This is a genomic window from Streptomyces sp. NPDC055287, from assembly GCF_053646035.1.
This window is the reverse complement of the sequence record NZ_JBSHNE010000005.1, coordinates 164604-186261: the sequence shown is the minus strand read 5'-3', so window position 1 is coordinate 186261 and position 21658 is coordinate 164604. Positions and strand designations below refer to the sequence as shown.

Sequence of the window (21658 nt, the reverse complement as noted above, 5' to 3'; positions counted from 1 at the left end):
TCCGATCATGTGGAGCAGTGGGCAGCACTTCGCCACAGCGCACCTCGTTACCATGCGTGGACGCAAGAACCGACAACCAACACCAGCAGCAGACGAAGACTAGGGACGGGCGTGGGCGTGGCCGAGGCGGCAGACTTTCAGGGGATGGTTCCCTCACCTGCCCGCCGGTGGCTGCGGCGCACGGCGGGGCTGCTCGCGGGCGCCCCCCTGGTGGCGGGCCTCCTGTGCCTCCCGGCGGCCGCGCCGGCGCACGCCGCCGACGACGCCACGGGCTCGCGCACGGTTGATGTGTCCCTGGACGCACTGACCCCAGGAGCCCCGGTGGAGGGTGACAAGGTCACCGTCTCCGGCACGGTCACCAACAGGGGCAAGGAAGCCGTCACCGACGCGCACGTCGGGCTCAGCGTGGGACCGCGTCTGGCCGGCAGAACGGCGATCGACGCGGCGGACGAGCGCAGCCAGGACACGGACGGGCTGGATCCCGCGGAGCTCGGCGGAAAGTTCACGAAGAAGTTCGCGAAGCTCCCGTCCGGCATCAGCGAGGACTTCAGCATCACGGTGCCCGTCGACAGGCTGGACCTCGAGGACCAGGGCGTCTACCAGCTCGGAGTATCCCTTTCGGGCCAGACCCCGAGCCATCCGTACGAGCAGACACTGGGCATCCAGAAGACGTTCCTGCCCTGGCAGCCCGACGCCACGGAGAAGAAGACCCAGCTCACCTACCTCTGGCCGCTGATCTCCTCGACGCATCTGACCGCGGAAACGGGTTCGGACGAGCAGCAGACCCCGGTCTTCGAGAACGACAACCTGGGCGCGGAGCTGGCCCCGGGCGGGCGCCTCAATCAGCTGGTGTCGCTCGGCAATGAGCTGCCGGTGACATGGGTCGTCGACCCGGACCTGCTGGCCACCGTCAACGCCATGACGCAGAGCTATCGGATCAGGTCCGAAGACGGCGAATCGACCGTCGCGGGCAAGTACCAGGCCGTGGCCAACCAGTGGCTGAGCGATCTCGAGAAAGCGGTGGAGGGCCGGAAGGTCGTGGCGCTGCCGTTCGCCGACCCCGACCTTGCCTCCCTGGCACACCGCGGCAAGGAGATTCCGGGCTCCCTCAGTCACCTGCGGCGCGCGACCGACGTCGCCGCGACGGCCGTGAAGTCGATCCTCCAGACGGAACCCTCCACCGACTTCGCCTGGCCGGTGAACGGAGCCGTCGACCCGTCGGTCGTCGATGTCGCCACCTCGGCCGGCGCCCACAACGTGATCGCCCGCAGCGACAGCCTCACCGAGACGCGCGGCCTGCCGTACACGCCCACCGCGACCCGGCCGATCGGCGGCGGCACCAATGCGGTGGTCGCCGATTCCCGGCTCTCCACCGCCTTCGAGGGCGACATGTCCAAGGCCGGGAACTCCACCCTGGCCGTGCAGAAATTCCTCGCCCAGACCCTGGCCGTAACCCTTCAGGACGAGGAGAAGCAGCGCAGCGTCGTCGTCGCCCCGCAGCGCCTGCCGTCCGCCAGCCAGGCGCAGTCGATGGCGAGCGCCCTGCACAGCCTCGACGCGCAGCGCTGGTCGCAGCCGCTGGACCTGGTGGCCGCCGCGAAGGCCAAGCCCGATGCCAGTGCCACGACCGACGTGCCGGGCCAGGCCTCGTACCCCCGGTCGCTGAGCAAGCACGAGCTTCCGGTCAGGGCGTTCCGGAACATCAAGACCACGCAGGACAAGCTCGACAACTTCAAGGTGATCCTCACCTCCCCCGACCGGGTGATCACTCCCTTCGGCAACGCGATCAACCGCGCCATGTCGACGTCGTGGCGCGGCAGTGAGCCGAAGGCCCAGAAGTACCGCGACGGGGTGCAGAGCTATCTGGTGAGCCTCACCGACGAGGTGCAGCTCATCCAGAAGTCCGACGCGACCCTGTCGGGGCGCAGCGCGACGGTGCCCGTGACCGTGCAGAACCAGTTGGTGCAGGGCGTCGAGAACCTGGTGCTGCGGCTCAGGTCCACCAAGCCCACCCGTCTCAAGCTGGACGGGGACCAGAGCGTCGCCGAGCAACGGGTGAAGGTGGCGGGCGGCCACAGCCAGTCGGTGAAGTTCACGGCCACCGCCAACGCCAACGGCCCGGTCCCCGTGATCGCGCAGCTCTACACCGAGGACGGCACGCCGTACGGCCGCCAGATGGAGTTCACGGTCGACGTGAACGAATTCACTCCGACCGTGATGCTCGTCATCGCCGGCGGTGTGCTGCTGCTCGTCCTCGCCGGCGTCCGGATGTACACCCAGCGCAAGCGCGCGGCGGCCCGCGAGGCCGCCGACGGGGACGACAACGGCGGCGGCAGCGAGGGTGACGACTCCGAGCAGCCGAGTGACCCGGCGCCGGACACCGGTCCCGAAAGCGGCAACCCGTCGGGCACGGGTGAGAAAGTGGACCGTTGAGCTACGCCGTGGCCGGTCGGCCGGGGACGATGAGGTGGGGTTGCAATGCAGCGTCTTCCCGGGAGAGAGTCCCCGGATCCCCGGCCGTACACCCAGCGGGGCACAGCTCGCCGGAACAGGAAGCTCGAGGGGAGCACCAGTGAACGCGCCGTACGACGGTGACCGTGGACAGGGCGCGAGTGGCACCGCGCCTTTCCGGGGCGTGCCCCCGGAGCCCCCGGAGGCAGGCCATGTGCCGGCGCCGCAGCATCCCGAGTCCGCCGAGGAGCCGAACGCCGCTCCGGACCCGTATGTCCAGGACGCCTACAGTCACGATCCGTACCGCTCCCAGGACCCCTCCGCGCAGGATCCGGTGACGGAGGCGCTCTACGACCGCGCCTCGCACCCTCCGCCGCCGCCCGGCACCTATCAGGAGCCGCAGCCGCTGTACCAGCAGCCGGCCGCGCCGCAGTATGGCCCGGACCCGCATGTATGGGCGCAGACCCCGCCGCCCGAACCGGACGGACCTTCGCGCCGTCTGCCGTACGGCGACAACGCGGTGACCACCGAGTTCGTGGGCGTGGACGACCTGGTCTCCAAGGCGGGCGAGGAGATCCCGGAGCAGGCGGACGCGTTCGCCCATCTCTACCGCGACCAGCAGGCACCCGGGCAGCCCGCCCCCACGGCTGCTCCCGAGCCGGTCCCGGCCCCCGTGCCGCCCAAAAAGCCGGCGGGGCGCGCGGCCAGTGTGCTGAAGTCGAGCGCGCTGATGGCCGCGGGCACGCTGGTCTCCCGCCTCACCGGTTTCGTGCGCAGCCTCGTGATCACCGCGGCGCTGGGCGCGGCCCTGCTCGGTGACACCTTCACCGTGGCGTACACCCTGCCGACGATGATCTACATCCTCACCGTAGGCGGCGGTCTCAACTCGGTGTTCGTGCCCCAGCTTGTGCGGGCGATGAAAAACGACGAGGACGGCGGCGAGGCCTTCGCCAACCGCCTGCTGACCCTCGTCATGGTGGCGCTGGGTGCGATCGTGGCCCTCGCGGTGTTCGCGGCCCCGCTGCTGGTCCGCCTGATGTCCGTGTCGATCGCGGACAACGAAGCGGCCAACAGCGTCGCCGTCACGTTCGCCCGCTACTGCCTGCCCACGATCTTCTTCATGGGTGTGCACGTCGTCATGGGACAGATCCTCAACGCCCGCGGCAAGTTCGGCGCGATGATGTGGACCCCGGTCCTCAACAACATCGTCATGATCGCCACGTTCGGCTTGTTCATCTGGGTGTACGGAGCCTCCTCCGAATCGCAGATGGGCGTGCGGACCATCCCGGACGAGGGCATCAGGCTCCTGGGGATCGGCACCCTGCTCGGCCTCGCCGTCCAGGCCCTCGCGATGATCCCGTACCTGCGCGAAACCGGGTTCCGCTACCGCCCCCGCTTCGACTGGAAGGGCCACGGGCTCGGCAAGACAGTCAAGCTCGCCAAGTGGACCGTCCTGTTCGTTCTCGCCAACCAGGCCGGCGTCCTCGTCGTCACCCAGCTCGCCACCGCGGCGGGCAAGGCGTCGGGCAAGGACGGCGCGGGCATCCTCGCCTACTCGAACGCCCAGCTGATCTGGGGCATGCCGCAGGCCATCATCACGGTCTCCGTCATGGCCGCCCTGCTGCCCCGCATCTCCCGCGCCGCACATGACAACGACCCGGGCGCCGTCCGTGACGACATCTCGCAGGGACTGCGCAACTCGGCCGTCGCCATCGTCCCGGTCGCCTTCGCCTTCCTGGCGCTCGGCGTTCCCATGTGCACCCTGCTGTTCGCGTCCACCGGCCACCAGGGCGCCCAGGCCATGGGCTTCACCCTGATGGCCTTCGGCCTCGGCCTCATCCCGTACTCCGTGCAGTACGTCGTTCTGCGCGGCTTCTACGCGTACGAGGACACCCGCACCCCCTTCTACAACACCGTCATCGTCGCCGCGGTCAACGCCGCTGCCTCGGCCGTCTGCTACGTCGTCCTGCCCGCTCAGTGGGCCGTGGTCGGCATGGCGGGCTCGTACGGCCTGGCCTACGCCATCGGCGTCGGCGTGGCCTGGCGGCGCCTGCGCAACCGGCTGGGCGGCGACCTGGACGGCACTCACGTCCTGCGTACGTACGCCAGGCTCTCCGGCGCCTCCGTACCGGCGGCGATCCTCGGCGGCGGCGCCGCCTACGGCATCATGCGCGTCCTGGGCAGTGACGCCCTCGGATCGCTCGCCGCACTGGTCGCGGGCGGCATCGTCCTGCTGGGGGTGTTCTTCCTCGCCGCGAAGAGGATGCGGATCGTGGAGCTCAACGCCATGGTCGGCATGGTGCGCGGACGCCTCGGGCGCTAAACGGCCGGGCGGCCCCGCACAACCATCACCGGCCGCCGCGTGTCGTGCATAGCGCCGGACTGTGGGCACAATTGGCATGGCTGTTCAACAGCGCGCAACGGATGGGGAGGCAGGAACGACGGTGGCGGAACGTAGCACGGCTGCCGTCGACGTGGCAGACAACAGCGGTGATGAACCGCTGGCCGCCAAGGCGGACAAGGCCACGGCCGACGGGGTGGAAGAAGCCCAGGAGCCAGCGGACGAGAGCAAGAGCGACGCGGACGGCGAGCGCCAAGGCGCCGAACCCCCCATCGCGACACCTGAGCTCCACAGCGGGCACAAGCTCGCGAGACGCTACCGGCTCGAAGAATGCGTCACCCGTCTGGACGGATTCAGCAGCTGGCGGGCGGTCGACGAGAAACTGCGCCGCGCCGTCGGCGTACACCTGCTGCCCGCGGACCACCCGCGGGCCAGGTCTGTGCTCGCCGCGGCCCGCTCGTCGGCCCTGCTCGGCGATCCCAGGTTCGTGCAGGTCCTGGACGCGGTGGAAGAGAACGATCTTGTCTACGTCGTCCACGAGTGGCTGCCCGACGCCACCGAACTGACGGCGCTCCTCGCCTCCGGACCGCTGGAGGCCCACGAGGCGTACCAGCTCGTCAGCCAGATCTCCCAGGCCATGGCCGCCGCACACCGCGAGGGCCTCGCCCACCTCAGGCTCACGCCGGGCGCCATCCTGCGGACCTCCTCCGGCCAGTACCGCATCCGCGGTCTCGCGGTGAACGCCGCCCTGCGCGGAATCTCCTCCGACCGCCCGCAGCGCAGCGACACCGAGGCCATCGGCGCGCTGCTGTACGCCGCCCTGACCCAGCGCTGGCCGTACGAGAGGGACGCATACGGACTCTCAGGGCTGCCCAAGGGCGTCGGGCTGATCGCCCCCGACCAGGTACGGGCCGGCATCCACCGGGGCCTCTCGGAGCTCGCCATGCGAGCCCTGGTCAACGACGGCGCTACCGCCTCGCGCCAGGAACCGCCCTGCACGACCCCCGACGAGCTGGCGAAGGCCGTTGCCGCGATGCCCCGCATCCGCCCGCCGGAGCCCACCTTCACCGCCCCGCCGGAGTACCAGCGCACCACCTACCAGCAGGGCACCTACGGAAGGCCGGGGCCACACCCCGGCATGCCCGTCACCCAGGCCGTCACGGCCGTGCCCCCGGGCCCTCTCCAGAGCCGCACCGGGAAAGTCCTCAAGTGGGGCGTGGCCGCACTGCTCATCGCCGCGCTCGGCCTCGGCAGCTGGCAGCTCGCGGACACGCTCCTGGACCGCGACAACGACTCCGGTGAGACGAAGACCTCGCAGCCGAGCGACGACGAGGCGCCCAAGAGGCCTGACCCGAAGCCGCTGCGCATCGCCGACGCGTCGGTGTTCGCCCCGAACGGCTCGGGGATAGAGCCGGAAGAGGTAGCGAACAGCATCGACGGTGACACCGGCACCGCCTGGGTCACCGGGCAGTACCGCGGATTCGCGAACTTCGGCAATCTCCCGCACCGCAAGGACGGCAGCGGGATCATCGTCGATCTCGGAAGCGTCAAGGACGTGTCCGGCATCGATATCGACATGTACCGGAGCGGGCAGACCGTAGAAGTACTCGCCGCCGCAGAAGACGCCTCGAATCCGGCCGCCGTTTCCGATTTCTCGCAGCAGATGACCGAACGCGGGCCGGTAGAAGGCAAGCTCCAAGCCACTCTCGACAAGCCGGTCCGCACCCGGTACATCCTGATCCACATCACGTCTCTGCCGACCGACGGCTCCGCCGACCGCTTCCGTGGCGGAATCTCGGAGATCAGGGTCACGGGCTGACCGGTACACAGGGGGAGGGGGCTCACCGTTGGACGACGCCGCGCTCAACGCCACAAGCGACCAGGACCTCCTGGCCGCCCACGTCAAAGGCGACCCCGACGCGTTCGGCGAACTCGTACGGCGCCACCGCGACCGGCTGTGGGCCGTGGCCCTGCGCACGCTCGGCGACCGCGAGGAGGCCGCTGACGCGGTCCAGGACGCCCTGGTGTCCGCCTACCGCGCCGCCCACACCTTCCGCGGCCAGTCCGCCGTCACCACCTGGCTGCACCGCATCACCGTCAATGCCTGCCTCGACCGGGCACGCAAGGCGGCGTCCCGCAAGACCGCTCCCGTCGACGACGCCGACCGCCTGGACCAGCTCCTGGAACCACACGAGTCCGCCGAGGCGCCGGCGGAGCGCCAGGACCTCCACAGAGAGCTCATCGCGGCCCTGGCCACCCTGCCCCCCGAGCAACGGGCCGCACTGGTTCTCGTGGACATGCAGGGTTACCCGGTGGCGGAGGCCGCCCGCGTCCTCGATGTGCCGACAGGAACGGTGAAAAGCCGCTGTGCGCGCGGCCGCGCCCGGCTGCTGCCACTCCTCACCCATCTGCGCGCCGATGCCAGGGGTAGCGAGGGCCACGCCGGGGGAAGGAACCGGACGCCCGGGGCATCCGTCCCACCGGCGTCGGGACCAAAGGATGCAGGACCAAAGGATGCGGGACCAAGCGATCCTGCTGCGGTGAAGGGCGGAGGTGGGCGCGCATGACATCGACGGCCGGCACGACTCAGCACCCGGACGTCTCAGAGATCTCCGACCTCGCCGAGGGCCTCCTCATGCCCTCCCGCACGGCGGACGTACGCCGGCATCTCGAGGGGTGCGCGCTGTGCGCCGACGTGCAGTCCTCCCTGGAAGAGATCCGCGGACTGCTCGGCACCCTGCCCGGCACGCACCGGATGCCCGCCGACGTCGCAGGCCGCATCGACGCGGCGCTGGCCGCCGAAGCGCTCCTGGACTCCACGTCGCCCGCCGAGACCGCGCGTGTTTCACGTGAAACAGCGCCCGCCCCGCATCTTGCCGAACCCGCCCCCTCAGACCGCCCCGCCGGACGCCCGCGCGCGACCACCGGCCCCGGCCGGGACAGCAGGGCAAAGCGCCGTAGGCGCAGTGCCGTGATCGGCGCCGTGTTCGGAACGGCTGCCCTCGGCATGGGCGTGCTCCTGCTGCAGTCTTTCCAGTCACCGGACGGCAAGGACGCATCCGCCGACAGGAGCGCCACAGCCAAGCGGTCGTCCGGGCCCACGTTCTCCGCCACTGTCCTGGAGAACCGGGTGCAGGGCCTGATCTCCCAGCAGCCCATGTCGAAAGAGAAGACCGAGAACGCCCCCTCTACGGACGTCGAGTCCCACACCCCTCTTCGGGGAACCGACGTGCTGGTGCCCCCCTGCGTCCAGGAAGGAACCGGCCGCAACACCGCGCCGCTAGCCGCGGAGGAAGGGACGTACGACGGCAAGAAGGCCTTCCTCCTCGTACTTCCGCATCCCACCGACGCGACGCGGGTGCAGGCCTACGTCGTCGATGCCGCGTGTGACGGTGCTGCTCCACCCGTCAAGGGTGAGATTCTGCTGACACAGGCCTACCCCCGCCGTTGACATCGGGCCCGAATGGGCCCGGACACCTCGGGAATGCATGCCCCGTAGGATCCGTTGGGTGGGGTGAGAGTCCTAGACAGGCCCCCGTAGGCAGCAGGCAGTCCGCAGAGACGAGGAAAAAACCCGTGAGCGACGTCCGAAACGTGATCATCATTGGCTCCGGGCCCGCCGGCTACACCGCCGCGCTGTACACCGCGCGTGCGTCGTTGAAGCCGCTGGTGTTCGAGGGCGCGGTGACCGCAGGCGGTGCTCTGATGAACACCACCGACGTGGAGAACTTCCCCGGGTTCCGCGACGGCATCATGGGCCCCGACCTGATGGACAACATGCGCGCTCAGGCCGAGCGCTTCGGCGCCGAGCTCGTTCCGGACGACATCGTCTCCGTCGACCTCAGCGGTGACATCAAGACCGTCACCGACACCTCCGGTACGGTCCACCGCGCCAAGGCAGTCATCGTCTCGACAGGCTCCCAGCACCGCAAGCTCGGCCTGCCCAAGGAGGACGCGCTTTCCGGCCGCGGTGTCTCCTGGTGCGCCACCTGCGACGGATTCTTCTTCAAGGACCAGGACATCGCCGTCGTCGGGGGCGGCGACACCGCGATGGAGGAGGCGACCTTCCTCTCGCGCTTCGCCAAGTCCGTCACCATCGTCCACCGCCGGGACACCCTGCGCGCCTCCAAGGCCATGCAGGACCGCGCCTTCGCCGACCCGAAGATCAAGTTCGCCTGGGACAGCTCGGTCGCCGAGCTCGAGGGCGACCAGAAGCTCTCGGGCCTGACCCTGCGGGACACCAAGACCGGCGAGATCACCCCGCTGCCCGTCACCGGACTGTTCATCGCCGTGGGCCACGACCCGCGCACTGAGCTGTTCAAGGGCCAGCTGGAGCTCGATGAAGAGGGCTACGTGAAGGTCGACGCACCGTCGACGCGCACCAACCTCACCGGTGTCTTCGCCGCCGGTGACGTCGTCGACCACACCTACCGGCAGGCCATCACGGCCGCCGGCACCGGCTGCTCTGCCGCACTCGACGCCGAGCGCTTCCTGGCCGCTCTGGCCGACACCGACAAGGTGGCCGAGCCCGAGAAGACCGCCGCCGCCTGACCTTCCCGCCCCACCCCACACCCCACCCGAAGTTAAGGAGGCTGCCGTGGCCGGCACCTTGAAGAACGTGACCGACGCATCCTTTGAGCAGGACGTCCTCAAGAGCGACAAGCCCGTACTGGTGGACTTCTGGGCCGCCTGGTGCGGTCCCTGCCGCCAGATCGCCCCGTCGCTCGAAGCGATCGCGGCTGAGCACGGCGACCAGATCGAGATCGTCAAGCTCAACATCGACGAGAACCCGGCCACCGCAGCCAAGTACGGCGTCATGTCCATCCCGACGCTGAACGTCTACCAGGGCGGCGAGGTCGCCAAGACCATCGTCGGCGCCAAGCCGAAGGCAGCCCTCCTGCGCGACCTCGACGAGTTCATCGGCGAAGAGGTCACCAAGGCCTGACCGCCGAACCTTGTTTCACGTGAAACGGGTGGGGGCTCATCCCTGTCAGGGATGAGCCCCCACCCGTTTTCAGGACCTCACAGCGGACGGAGCACCGGCTCCTTCTGGACCGCCCCCAGCAGCCTGTCGAGAGCGAGCTCGACGTCTTCCCTCCAGGAAAGCGTGGTTCGCAGCTCCAGCCTCAGCCGCGGATGCAGCGGATGCGGCCGTACGGTCTTGAAACCGACCGACAGTAGATGCTCCGCCGGCAGCAGACACGCGGGCTCCGTCCAGCGGGCGTTACCGAAGGCCTCGATGGCCTTGAATCCCCGCCGCAGCAAATCCTTTGCGACGGTCTGCACCATCACGCGCCCCAGCCCCTGACCCTGATAGCTGGGCATGATCCAGGCTGTCATCAGCTGCACAGCGTCCGGCGACACCGGACTCGTCGGGAAAGCCGTCGACCGCGGTACGTAGGCCGGCGGGGCGTACAGCACGAAGCCCGCCGGGACCTCGTCGACGTAGACGACCCGCCCGCACGACCCCCACTCCAGCAGGACAGCCGAGATCCAGGCTTCCTTCTCCAGTTCCGGAGTGCCCGCCTTTACCGCTGCTTCTCCACTGACCGGATCAAGTTCCCAGAAGACGCAGGACCGGCAGCGCTTCGGGAGGTCCGGAAGATTGTCCAGCGTGAGCGGTACGAGCCGACGTCCCATGAAGGATGATCCTCGCTTCCTTCCCCTGCCGCGTCACGGGCGGCTGCGAGCACGCCCCGTTCCCGGAGCAGACTGCCGACGAACCCTCCGACGGCGCCGACACTCAGGCCCGCTGTCACCAGTTGGCTGCGACTCACCGATCGCATGGCCCCCGCCCTCCCTCTCAAAGTGAACCAAGGTGGATGCGCCATACCAGAACGCATCGTATCCACCCCGCGTTCGGACGGATACCGAGGGAGAGCAAAGGGCGGGTCGTGTTCCAGATTGCTCCGGACACGGCCCGCCCTGCAACAACGCTCGGTCGGCGGCTCAGCTCTCGCCGTCCTCCGCCTTCTCCTCGGACAGCCCCTGCTCCAGGACCCGTCCCTCTCCGGGGGCCATCGTCCCGAGAATCCGCTCCAGGTCGTCCATCGACGCGAACTCGACGACGATCTTTCCCTTCTTCTGCCCCAGGTCGACCTTCACTCGGGTCTCGAACCGGTCGGAGAGCCGGGAAGCGAGACCAGTCAGCGCGGGCGACAACCTGGCACCCGCACGCGGCCCCTTCGCCTTCGGAGAGCCCTGCGGGCGCGAGCCCATCAGGGTCACGATCTCCTCGACCGCACGCACCGACAGCCCCTCGGCCACAATGCGGTGCGCCAGACGGTCCTGCTCCTCGGAGTCCTCCACAGCGAGCAGCGCCCGCGCATGCCCGGCAGACAGAACGCCCGCCGCGACCCTGCGCTGCACCGAAGGCGACAGCCGCAGCAGACGCAGCGTGTTGGAGACCTGCGGGCGCGAGCGCCCGATCCGGTCCGCCAGCTGGTCGTGCGTGCAGTTGAAGTCCTTCAGCAGCTGGTCGTACGCCGCAGCCTCTTCCAGCGGGTTCAGCTGCGCCCTGTGCAGGTTCTCCAGCAGTGCGTCGAGGAGAAGCTTCTCGTCCTCCGTGGCCCTGACGATCGCCGGGATCCGCTCCAGACCGGCCTCCCGGCAGGCGCGCCAGCGGCGCTCGCCCATGATGAGCTCATAGCGCTCAGGGCCCAGCTGCCGCACGACGACGGGCTGGAGGAGCCCCACCTCCTTGATCGAGGTGACCAACTCCATGAGCGCGTCCTCGTCGAACACCTCACGCGGCTGGCGCGAATTCGGCTTGATGGAGTCCAGCGGAAGCTCGGCGAAGTGAACTCCGGCGACCTCCCCCGGCCCCGCCGGCTCCCCCTGAGGAGCAATTGCGGAAGCTTCCGTTTCACGTGGAACAGCGCTCGCGGGAAGCGAAGTCACCTTGGCGGCCGCCACCCCCCGCTCGGCGGTCAGCACCGGCACGGCTCCGGGGGACGTCGAGGCCGCCCCCACGGGCGGACTCGTCTGCTCCTGGGAAGCGGCTGGGATCAGCGCACCGAGCCCACGCCCCAATCCTCTACGTCGCTCACTCACTGGATCCCCTCCGACATGCTCTGCTGGCTGTTCTGGTTGCCCAGGTGGGCATGCTGCGGGTCATAGTGCACCCCGACGCCCCGCAGCGCGATCTCACGGGCCGCTTCCAGGTACGAAAGCGATCCACTGGATCCCGGGTCATAGGTGAGCACCGTCTGCCCATAGCTCGGTGCTTCCGAGATACGTACGGACCGCGGGATGCTCGTCCTGAGCACCTCCTTGGCGAAGTGGGTACGCACCTCGTCGGCCACCTGAGAGGCAAGCCGGGTCCTTCCGTCGTACATGGTCAGGAGGATCGTCGACACATGCAGGTCCGGGTTGAGGTGTCCCCGCACCAGATCGACGTTCCGAAGAAGCTGCCCCAGCCCTTCGAGCGCGTAGTACTCGCACTGAATGGGGATCAGCACCTCCGCGCCGGCGACCATCGCATTGACGGTCAGCAGGCCCAGTGAGGGCGGGCAGTCGATGAGGATGTAGTCCAGCGGCTGCTCGTACGCCTGGATCGCCCGCTGCAAACGGCTCTCCCGAGCCACCAGCGACACCAGCTCGATCTCCGCACCGGCGAGATCAATGGTCGCCGGGGCACAGAAGAGGCCTTCGACGTCCGGGACCGGCTGGACCACTTCGGAGAGCGGCCTGCTGTCGACCAGGACGTCATAGATCGAGGGAACTTCGGCGTGATGATCGATGCCCAGTGCCGTGGAAGCGTTGCCCTGCGGGTCAAGGTCGACCACCAGGACGCGGGCGCCGTGCAGCGCGAGCGAAGCGGCAAGGTTGACCGTCGACGTGGTCTTCCCGACGCCGCCCTTCTGGTTGGCCACCACCATGACGCGGGTCTGCTCAGGGCGGGGCAGACCCTCGCCGGCCCGGCCGAGAGCTTCTACCGCCAGCTGGGCAGCACGACCAATAGGGGTGTCGTCCATCGGGGGCGGTGTTTCACGTGAAACATCCTCCCCCAAGGTTTCGGTTCGGGGACCGGGGACCGGGTCGGTCATCGGTCCCGCGATGTTGGCGTCGGACCGCAAGGATTCACTCTCCTCGACATCAGGCTCGCAATGCACAGAGCGTGCCATGCTTTCGGGGTCATGAACCAGCGAGGCCCGTTCTTCTGTGGAGAAATCCACCTCTGTGGACAACTCTGTGCCTCTTCCGGGCCTGCGGTCGCGCGGTGCGGCAGCCGCACGACCGCGGCTGATGATTCCTTGCAGCAGAGAGCGACGTTTCACGTGAAACACGATGCACCGGCGGTGCATCTACACCCTCACGACACTCCGCAATGCGTAGGTATGGCAGCTTGTATGGAGCATCGTTGATAAACAGGGCAGATCAACGCCGCCGACGTGTACGCGACGGCCGCGCAGCCTTCGCCCGCTTGGCCGCGAAGCGAACTCCTCCGGGGCTCTCCCCGACCTCCACGCGCACGACCGTGGACAGCGGGTTCACCACACCCTCACCCACCTGAAGTACTTCCGTCTTCACCACACCGAGCTTGCTCAGCGCGGAACGGGTGCTCTTCAGCTCCTCCTCGGCGGTGTCTCCCTTGAGGGCGAGCATCTCCCCGTACGGCCGGAGCAGGGGAACCCCCCACCCGGCCAGCCGGTCAAGCGGAGCGACAGCCCGTGCCGTCACCACATGAACCGGCGGCAGCTTCCCGAGGACTTCCTCCGCACGGCCACGCACCACCGTCACGTGCTCCAGACCCAGCAGCTCGACGACCTCCTGAAGGAAGTTCGTACGCCGCAACAGCGGCTCCAGCAGCGTGATCTTCAGGTCCGGGCGCACCAGAGCCAGCGGAATGCCCGGAAGCCCGGCCCCCGAACCCACGTCGCAGACCGTGACCCCTTCCGGGACCACCTCGGAGAGCACCGCACAGTTCAGCAAGTGGCGCTCCCACAGCCGCGGCACCTCACGAGGGCCGATCAGCCCTCGCTTGACACCTGCGTCCGCAAGGAGCTCCGCGTACCGGACGGCCGCTGGAAAGAACTCACCGAATACCGCCCGTGCCTCTTCAGGCGCCTGGGGAAGCTCTGCTTCCTCCGTCACGGGGACCGTCCTTCCGTACCGCGCTACCGAAACTGATGGCTGACTAACAGGCTGACAAAGATCGGCCCCGCCTGCGAACAGACGGGGCCGACAGACAAACAGGCCGATCAGGCCGGGAGCACGACGACGAAGCGCTCCGGCTCTTCGCCCTCGGACTCACTGCGCAGCCCCGCGGCCGCGATCGCGTCGTGCACGACCTTGCGCTCGAACGGCGTCATCGGGTCCAGCTTCACCGGCGCACCGGAGCCCTTCACCTCGTCCGCGGCCTTGGCGCCGAGCTCCGCGAGCTCCTCACGCCGCTTGGCCCGGAAGCCCGCGATGTCCAGCATCAGCCGACTGCGGTCCCCGGTCTCGCGGTGCACAGCTAGACGCGTCAGCTCCTGAAGCGCCTCCAGCACCTCACCGTCGCGGCCCACGAGCTTCTGCAGATCACGGCTGCCCGCGTCGCTGATGATCGAAACCGCGGCTCGGTCGGCCTCGACATCCATGTCGATGTCGCCGTCGAGGTCGGTGATGTCGAGCAGGCCCTCGAGGTAATCGGCCGCGATTTCCCCTTCCTGCTCGAGGCGGGTCAGGGTGTCGCCAGCCTCGGCGGGCGCGGAGGTGGTGCCTTCCGTCACGGGATGGACTCCTTATTACTTCTTGGACGGGTGCTTGGGCCGCTGCTGGCCCTTGCGCTGCCCGGACTTGGCTTGGCGTGCTGAACCGGAAGAAGGCTTGCCGGCTGTCTTGGGCTTGTCGTCCTGCGGCTCTTCCTTCTGCAGCGAGGTCTTCGCCACAGGCTCCGCGCCGGCCTGACGCTGCGACTTGGTCAGACGCTTGGGCTGCTGCCGCTTCGGGCCGGAGTCCGGCGTCGCGCCGCCCTCGGCCTCGACCTCGGGCTCGCCCTTCGCCACCGTGCCATCAGGCTGCACGGCCAGCCGCGCCAGACCAAGACCCTTCACGAACTTGCGCTCGGCCTCGTTGCGCTCACGGCCCTTGGCGGCGATCTGCTTGATCACGTTGCGCTCGCGTCGGCCACGCACCTTGCCGTGCTTGACGATCGACTTCTGCATCCGCTCCAGCAGCTGAGCCTGCGCCTTGCTGCCCGGAGTCGGGTTCCCGTGGATCACGTACATCTGCTGGCCCATGGTCCACACGTTGGTGGTCAGCCAGTAGACGAGGACACCGACGGGGAAGTTGATGCCCATGACGGCGAACATGACCGGGAAGATGTACATCAGCATCTTCTGCTGCTGCATGAACGGCGTCTTCACCGACAGGTCGACGTTCTTCGTCATCAGCTGGCGCTGCGTGTAGAACTGCGACGCGGACATCAGGATGATCATGATTGCGGTGACGACGCGGACGTCGACCAGAGAGGCGTCGAACTTCACCATGTCCGCCGCACTGTCCGTGAACTTCGCGGCCAGCGGAGCGCCGAAGATGTGCGCCTCACGCGCGCTCGCCAGCAGCGAGTCGTTGATAACACCGACGGTCTTGCCCGAGGCGATGCTGGAGAGCACGTGGTACAGGGCGAAGAAGAACGGCGACTGCGCCAGGATGGGAAGGCACGAGGACAACGGGTTGGTACCCGTCTCCTTGTACAGCTTCATCATCTCTTCGGACTGACGCTGCTTGTCGTTCTTGTAGCGCTCCTGGATCTTCTTCATCTCAGGCTGGAGCGCCTGCATGCCACGCGTCGACTTGATCTGCTTGACGAACAGCGGGATAAGACAGATCCGGATCAGCACGACCAGGGACACGATGGACAGACCCCAGGCCCAGCCCGTGTCAGGTCCGAAGACCGCCCCGTACATCGTGTGGAACTGGACGATGACCCAGGAAACTGGGGTGGTGATAAAGCTGAACAGACTGGCAATCGTGTCCACTAATCAGGCTCCTTGAGCATTGGGCGAGGTCTCTGCGGCCGGGTTGATCTCAGCGGCGGAGTGCTGCCCGCCCTTGCTGCCGCGGTCGCCGCTCCACGCATTGCGCAGCGCTTCGTGCCAACGCGGACGTCTGCGCGGCGGGACGTGGTCCACACCACCCGGCGACCACGGATTGCACCGCAGAATGCGCCAGGCGGTCAGGGCCGTGCCCTTGACCGCACCGTGCCGGTCGATGGCCGTAAACCCGTAGTGGGAACACGACGGGTAGTACCGGCAGACCGGCCCGAGCAACGGACTGATCGTCCACTGGTACAGCTTGATCAGAGCCAGCAGCGGGTACTTCATCGCGCGCCCCCTCCCAGCAGCCGCTCAAGCGCGGCATCCAGGTCTCGGGCCAGCTGTGCATGGTCGGCATCGCCTGATCCGGGCAATGCCCGTACGACAACCAGGCTACCGGGGGGCAGCTCCGCCAGACGGGCGCGGACCAGGTGGCGAAGCCTGCGCTTCACCACGTTCCGTACGACAGCATTGCCAACGGCTTTGCTGACGACGAAACCCGCACGCGGCTGGGGAACGCTCTCCCCAGGCGCGTGCGGGTCCGTTGCACCGCTACTTCGCAGGTGTACGACGAGGAGCGGGCGTCCGGCCCGGCGTCCTCGGCGTACCGCGGTCGCGAAGTCCTCGCGCCGCCTCAGCCGATTCTCGGTAGGCAGCACGTCATGACCTGTAGGTGATCAGGCGGAAAGGCGCGTGCGGCCCTTGGCACGGCGAGTCGCCAGGATGGCGCGACCGGCACGCGTCCGCATACGGAGACGGAAACCGTGGGTCTTGGCGCGACGACGGTTGTTCGGCTGGAAGGTGCGCTTGCTCACTCGGGGGCTCCAGAAGTGGTGTGGTGGCGGGGCATCGCCTGGCTGTCACCGTGCGCCCACGAGGAAGCTCGCAACGCCCGTGTGCACCGCTTCACGATCACAGACCGTGATCATTGCCCATCGGAGGCAGGCGGCAGCAGCCATCGACAACTCGACCTGGTCACGGTACGCGCGGCTACGCCATCCGGTCAAACCGACCCGTCACCAGGGTCCACTATGCACAGGCTGTGGACAACAACTTGATGCACGTGAGGACCCGCGACTACCGTGCATGAACTTGGATTCTTATCCGTTGTGTCCTTGCCTGTCCTTCCCATCCCGTCCCAAGAACCACACATTCGTGGGACCTGTGAGAGAGCGTGCCCTGTGGCTGACGTACCTGCCGATCTTGCCGCAGTGTGGCCACGAGTGCTGGAGCATCTCCTCGGAGAGGGCCAGCAGGGCATCGAACCCAAGGACAAGCAGTGGATCGAACGCTGCCAGCCGCTCGCCCTGGTCGCCGACACGGCGCTGCTCGCCGTACCCAATGAATGGGGCAAGCGCGTCCTCGAGGGCCGGCTCGCGCCGCTCATCAGCGAGACGCTGAGCCGCGAGTGCGGTCGCCCGATCCGGATCGCGATCACCGTCGACGACTCCGCCGCCGAGCCCGCCCCCCAGCAGCAGCCCCAGCACGAGCCGTACGACACGTACGGACACCGCCCGCCGGCCGACGACCTGCCGACGGCCAGGCCCACCTACCCCGACTACCGCCAGCCCCGCCACGACCAGGGTTCCTGGCCGCGCCCGCAGGAGGACCACGGCTGGCAGCAGCCCCGGCTCGGCGGCTTCCAGGAACGCGACCCGTACGCCGGCCGCCCGCAGCAGCACGACTACCGGCAGCAGGCACCCGAGCACCAGCAGTACGAGCAGCCGCACTACGACCAGCCGCCGCGTCACGAGCGCCCCGAGCGCCGCGACCACCAGGACCAGTCCGGACCGCACCGCGGCGGCCCCGGCTCCTCGATGCAGTCCGGCGGCGCGCCCGGGCCCCTGGCCGCGCAGGCATCCACCCCGGGCCCGGGCGAGCCGCACGCCCGCCTCAACCCGAAGTACCTCTTCGACACCTTCGTGATCGGATCGTCCAACCGCTTCGCCCACGCGGCCGCCGTCGCCGTGGCCGAGGCGCCGGCCAAGGCGTACAACCCGCTCTTCATCTACGGGGAGTCGGGCCTCGGCAAGACGCACCTGCTGCACGCGATCGGGCACTACGCGCGGAGCCTCTACCCCGGCACGCGCGTGCGCTACGTGAGCTCCGAGGAGTTCACCAACGAGTTCATCAACTCGATCCGCGACGGCAAGGGCGACGCCTTCCGCAAGCGCTACCGCGACGTGGACATCCTGCTCGTCGACGACATCCAGTTCCTGGCGAGCAAGGAATCGACGCAGGAGGAGTTCTTCCACACCTTCAATACGCTCCACAACGCCAACAAGCAGATCGTGCTGTCCTCCGACCGGCCGCCCAAGCAGCTGGTCACCCTGGAGGACCGGCTGCGCAACCGCTTCGAGTGGGGTCTGACGACCGACGTACAGCCGCCGGAGCTGGAGACGCGCATCGCGATCCTCCGCAAGAAGGCGGTGCAGGAGCAGCTGAACGCCCCGCCGGAGGTACTGGAGTTCATCGCGTCCCGCATCTCGCGCAACATCCGCGAGCTGGAGGGCGCGCTCATCCGGGTGACGGCGTTCGCGTCGCTCAACCGGCAGCCGGTGGATCTCGGCCTCACCGAGATCGTCCTCAAGGACCTGATCCCCGGCGGTGAGGACGCGTCTCCGGAGATCACGGCAGGCGCCATCATGGCGGCCACCGCGGACTACTTCGGGCTCACGGTGGAGGACCTCTGCGGATCGTCCCGCAGCCGCGTGCTGGTGACGGCCCGGCAGATCGCGATGTACCTGTGCCGGGAGCTCACGGACCTCTCGCTGCCCAAGATCGGCGCGCAGTTCGGCGGCCGTGACCACACGACGGTCATGCACGCCGACCGCAAGATCCGCGCGCTGATGGCGGAACGACGCTCCATCTACAACCAGGTCACCGAGCTCACGAACCGCATCAAGAACGGCTGATACGGCGCCGGAAACACGGCCGAAGGGCGCCCGGGGGATGAACTCCCCGGGCGCCCTTCGTCGTTCCGCCCGTCCGCGGTGTTCGAATACGTGCCCGCGGGACCCCGTTCTCCACAGAAGAGGGCAGGATGTTCCGTCCACACCCTGGGGACCCAGAAGTTGTCCAGAATGGGTCCACAGGTGCGGTTCCTGAGACTTGATCACCCCAGGTCAGATGGTTGTGGATTTGTGGTCAACCTTCATCCACAGGGTGTGGACAGAAAAACTGTCCACAGGGGGAGATCTTGGTTGTCCACCGGCCGCCCACAGGCTGGGCCGTCTTGTGCACAGCTAATCCACACCTCTGTCCACTGTTCGGCAACGAAACACGCGCCCTCACCGGCCCGAGTGAAAGCGGTCACACCAAGGAGGTCGGTTGGGCTGTGGGGAACATGGGTAAAGCTGGGGACAGCGCTGGGGAGAAGTCACCCCTGCCTGTGCACCGCGTGTGTGTAACTTTTGCGCGTCCACAGAAACACCGAGTTGTCCACCGGCTCCGCCCACAGGCGCGGTGGACAAAAAAGTGCGGCTGACCTGCGCAAACGGGGTTATCCACCGTTTCCACAGGCCCTACTACTACTCCCACTTAGAGTTAGCTCGGAATTCGCTTGGAAGAGGGGCCTGTGCACAACTTGGTCCCGGAGCCGGCGACGCCTCTCGCCACGACTTGACCCCGAGCCGCACCGACTGTCGGTGCCGTGCGTCAGACTGGTCCCCGGCAACACAGCCAGACGACCCCAGACCACGACGGCCAGCAGGGCGAGCCAGCAACAAGCAGGAGGCGGTTCCGGTGAAGATCCGGGTTGAGCGCGATGTACTCGCGGAGGCGGTGGCCTGGACGGCTCGCAGCCTTCCGGCCCGTCCGCCGGTGCCTGTCCTTGCGGGCCTTCTTCTCAAGGCCGAGGAGGGCGCACTGAGCCTCTCCGGCTTCGACTACGAGGTGTCGGCGCGGGTCTCGGTCGAGGCGGACGTGGAGGAGGACGGCACCGTTCTCGTCTCCGGCCGGCTCCTCGCCGACATCTGCCGCGCCCTTCCGAACAGGCCGGTGGAGATTTCCACAGACGGTGTACGGGCCACCGTGGTCTGCGGCTCTTCGCGATTCACACTCCACACGCTTCCTGTGGAGGAGTACCCGGCGCTGCCGCAGATGCCGACGGCGACGGGCACCGTTCCCGGTGAGGTCTTCGCCTCCGCCGCCGCCCAGGTGGCCATCGCCGCCGGCCGTGACGACACGCTGCCCGTGCTCACCGGCGTACGCATCGAGATCGAGGGCGACCGGGTCACGCTGGCCTCCACCGACCGCTACCGCTTCGCGGTCCGCGAGTTCATGTGGAAGCCGGAGGACCCGGAGGCATCGGCCGTCGCCCTGGTGCCCGCCAAGACGTTGCTTGACACCGCCAAGTCACTGACCAGCGGTGACACGGTCACCATCGCACTGTCCAGCTCCGGTGCGGGCGAGGGCCTGATCGGTTTCGAGGGCGCGGGCCGGCGTACGACCACGCGGCTGCTCGAGGGTGACCTGCCGAAGTACCGGACGCTGTTCCCGACCGAGTTCAACTCGATCGCCGTCATCGAGACCGCGCCGTTCGTCGAGGCCGTCAAGCGTGTGGCTCTGGTCGCCGAGCGGAACACGCCGGTGCGCCTCAGCTTCGAGCAGGGTGTGCTCATCCTCGAAGCGGGTTCCAGTGACGACGCACAGGCTGTGGAGCGGGTCGACGCGAACCTCGAGGGTGACGACATTTCGATCGCCTTCAACCCGACCTTCCTGCTGGACGGTCTGAGCGCGATCGACTCGCCGGTCGCCCAGCTGTCCTTCACGACGTCGACGAAGCCGGCGCTGCTGAGCGGCAGGCCCGCGGTGGATGCCGAGGCGGACGAGGCGTACAAGTACCTGATCATGCCGGTGCGGCTCTCGGGCTGAGGCCTCCGGGGGCCGGGCGTAGGCTCGGCTCCGGGTACGAATCGCCACAACGCTTAAGGAATCTCTGATGGAGCTCGGTCTCGTCGGCCTCGGCAAAATGGGCGGCAACATGCGTGAGCGCATCCGCCGCGCAGGCCACACCGTCATCGGTTACGACCGCAACCCGGACGTCGCCGATGTCCACAGCCTCGAGGAGCTTGTGGCCAAGCTCAAGGGCCCGAGGGTCGTGTGGGTGATGGTCCCGGCCGGTGCCGCGACCCAGTCCACGGTGGACGAGCTGGCCGAGCTGCTGGAGCCGGGCGATGTGGTCGTGGACGGCGGGAACTCCCGTTGGACGGACGACGAGAAGCACGCGGTGGAGCTGGGCCTCAAGGGCATCGGTTTCGTCGACTGCGGTGTCTCCGGTGGTGTCTGGGGCCTGGAGAACGGCTACGCGCTGATGTACGGCGGCGACGCCGAGAACGTGGCGAAGGTCCAGCCGGTCTTCGATGCCCTGAAGCCCGAGGGTGATTTCGGTTCGGTGCACGCGGGCAGGGTCGGTGCCGGCCACTTCGCGAAGATGGTTCACAACGGCATCGAGTACGCCATGATGCAGGCGTACGCCGAGGGCTGGGAGCTGCTGGAGAAGGTCGACTCGGTCACGGACGTGCGTGAGGTCTTCCGGTCGTGGCAGGAGGGGACGGTCATCCGTTCCTGGCTGCTGGACCTGGCGGTCAACGCGCTGGACGACGACGAGCACCTGGAGAACCTGCGCGGGTTCGCCGCGGACTCCGGTGAGGGCCGCTGGACGGTCGAGGCGGCGATCGACAACGCGGTGCCGCTGCCCGCGATCACGGCGTCGCTGTTCGCGCGTTTCGCGTCGCGGCAGGACGACTCCCCGCAGATGAAGATGATCGCCGCTCTGCGCAACCAGTTCGGTGGTCACGCGGTCGAGTCGAAGAAGTAAGCAGTTCAGAGCTGGGAGAAG

General features: G+C 68.1%; 19 protein-coding genes. 10 read left to right on the top strand and 9 right to left on the bottom strand.

Annotated features, from left to right (window positions below; all coding sequences use genetic code 11):
* Positions 1–117: 117 nt before the first annotated feature.
* From ACWIHY_RS10825 to trxA, 7 genes are all read left to right on the top strand, one after another.
* Positions 118–2433 carry a DUF6049 family protein gene (locus ACWIHY_RS10825; RefSeq protein WP_454375302.1) on the top strand — a complete coding sequence of 772 codons (2316 nt, stop codon included), beginning with the start codon at positions 118–120 and terminating at the stop codon, positions 2431–2433.
* A gap of 139 nt (positions 2434–2572) precedes the next feature.
* The gene (gene murJ / locus ACWIHY_RS10820) at positions 2573–4774 is read left to right on the top strand and encodes a murein biosynthesis integral membrane protein MurJ (RefSeq protein ID WP_454375301.1); all 2202 of its coding nucleotides are present in this window, start codon (positions 2573–2575) and stop codon (positions 4772–4774) included.
* A 121-nt stretch (positions 4775–4895) separates the two neighbouring features.
* Complete coding sequence (locus tag ACWIHY_RS10815; protein WP_454375300.1) at positions 4896–6611, top strand: protein kinase family protein; 1716 nt, start codon at positions 4896–4898, stop codon at positions 6609–6611.
* 28 nt (positions 6612–6639) lie between these two features.
* Positions 6640–7359 carry an RNA polymerase sigma factor SigM gene (gene sigM / locus ACWIHY_RS10810; RefSeq protein ID WP_454375299.1) on the top strand — a complete coding sequence of 240 codons (720 nt, stop codon included), beginning with the start codon at positions 6640–6642 and terminating at the stop codon, positions 7357–7359.
* Positions 7356–8243: a hypothetical protein gene (locus tag ACWIHY_RS10805; protein ID WP_454375298.1), complete on the top strand. Its 888-nt coding sequence runs from the start codon at positions 7356–7358 to the stop codon at positions 8241–8243. Before sigM ends, ACWIHY_RS10805 begins: the two co-directional genes overlap by 4 nt.
* A gap of 125 nt (positions 8244–8368) precedes the next feature.
* On the top strand, positions 8369–9343 hold the full coding sequence (gene trxB / locus ACWIHY_RS10800; protein ID WP_454375297.1) for a thioredoxin-disulfide reductase: 975 nt from the start codon (positions 8369–8371) through the stop codon (positions 9341–9343).
* A 46-nt stretch (positions 9344–9389) separates the two neighbouring features.
* Positions 9390–9737 carry a thioredoxin gene (gene trxA, locus ACWIHY_RS10795; RefSeq protein WP_454375296.1) on the top strand — a complete coding sequence of 116 codons (348 nt, stop codon included), beginning with the start codon at positions 9390–9392 and terminating at the stop codon, positions 9735–9737.
* Between the two features lie 77 nt (positions 9738–9814).
* On the opposite strand, the gene ACWIHY_RS10790 is transcribed toward trxA, so the two are convergent.
* The 9 genes from ACWIHY_RS10790 to rpmH form a co-directional block, all read right to left on the bottom strand.
* Positions 9815–10432 (bottom strand): GNAT family N-acetyltransferase, encoded by a 618-nt coding sequence (locus tag ACWIHY_RS10790; RefSeq protein ID WP_454375295.1) that lies wholly within the window; start codon positions 10430–10432, stop codon positions 9815–9817.
* A gap of 309 nt (positions 10433–10741) precedes the next feature.
* On the bottom strand, positions 10742–11845 hold the full coding sequence (locus ACWIHY_RS10785) for a ParB/RepB/Spo0J family partition protein (RefSeq protein ID WP_454375294.1): 1104 nt from the start codon (positions 11843–11845) through the stop codon (positions 10742–10744).
* The gene (locus tag ACWIHY_RS10780; RefSeq protein WP_454375468.1) at positions 11842–12918 is read right to left on the bottom strand and encodes a ParA family protein; all 1077 of its coding nucleotides are present in this window, start codon (positions 12916–12918) and stop codon (positions 11842–11844) included. The genes ACWIHY_RS10785 and ACWIHY_RS10780 overlap by 4 nt, the downstream gene beginning before the upstream one ends.
* A gap of 253 nt (positions 12919–13171) precedes the next feature.
* The gene (gene rsmG, locus ACWIHY_RS10775) at positions 13172–13888 is read right to left on the bottom strand and encodes a 16S rRNA (guanine(527)-N(7))-methyltransferase RsmG (protein ID WP_454375293.1); all 717 of its coding nucleotides are present in this window, start codon (positions 13886–13888) and stop codon (positions 13172–13174) included.
* A 107-nt stretch (positions 13889–13995) separates the two neighbouring features.
* The gene (locus tag ACWIHY_RS10770; RefSeq protein ID WP_454375292.1) at positions 13996–14508 is read right to left on the bottom strand and encodes a Jag family protein; all 513 of its coding nucleotides are present in this window, start codon (positions 14506–14508) and stop codon (positions 13996–13998) included.
* 15 nt (positions 14509–14523) lie between these two features.
* Positions 14524–15759, bottom strand: coding sequence for a membrane protein insertase YidC (gene yidC / locus ACWIHY_RS10765; RefSeq protein WP_454375291.1), 1236 nt, complete (start codon positions 15757–15759; stop codon positions 14524–14526).
* Positions 15760–15762: 3 nt separating this feature from the next.
* A complete protein-coding gene (gene yidD / locus ACWIHY_RS10760; RefSeq protein WP_454375290.1) occupies positions 15763–16104 on the bottom strand; it encodes a membrane protein insertion efficiency factor YidD in 342 nt (113 codons plus the stop codon).
* Complete coding sequence (rnpA, locus tag ACWIHY_RS10755; RefSeq protein ID WP_454375289.1) at positions 16101–16475, bottom strand: ribonuclease P protein component; 375 nt, start codon at positions 16473–16475, stop codon at positions 16101–16103. Before rnpA ends, yidD begins: the two co-directional genes overlap by 4 nt.
* An 18-nt stretch (positions 16476–16493) precedes the next feature.
* Positions 16494–16631: a 50S ribosomal protein L34 gene (gene rpmH / locus ACWIHY_RS10750; RefSeq protein ID WP_019707372.1), complete on the bottom strand. Its 138-nt coding sequence runs from the start codon at positions 16629–16631 to the stop codon at positions 16494–16496.
* A gap of 366 nt (positions 16632–16997) precedes the next feature.
* Here rpmH and dnaA point away from each other — a divergent pair, with 366 nt between their 5' ends.
* The 3 genes from dnaA to gnd all read left to right on the top strand — a co-directional run bounded on the left by dnaA (position 16998) and on the right by gnd (position 21637).
* Positions 16998–18731: a chromosomal replication initiator protein DnaA gene (gene dnaA, locus ACWIHY_RS10745; protein ID WP_454375288.1), complete on the top strand. Its 1734-nt coding sequence runs from the start codon at positions 16998–17000 to the stop codon at positions 18729–18731.
* Positions 18732–19560: 829 nt separating this feature from the next.
* Positions 19561–20691 carry a DNA polymerase III subunit beta gene (gene dnaN, locus ACWIHY_RS10740; protein ID WP_454375287.1) on the top strand — a complete coding sequence of 377 codons (1131 nt, stop codon included), beginning with the start codon at positions 19561–19563 and terminating at the stop codon, positions 20689–20691.
* Between the two features lie 67 nt (positions 20692–20758).
* A complete protein-coding gene (gnd, locus tag ACWIHY_RS10735) occupies positions 20759–21637 on the top strand; it encodes a phosphogluconate dehydrogenase (NAD(+)-dependent, decarboxylating) (protein WP_454375286.1) in 879 nt (292 codons plus the stop codon).
* Positions 21638–21658 lie beyond the last annotated feature (21 nt).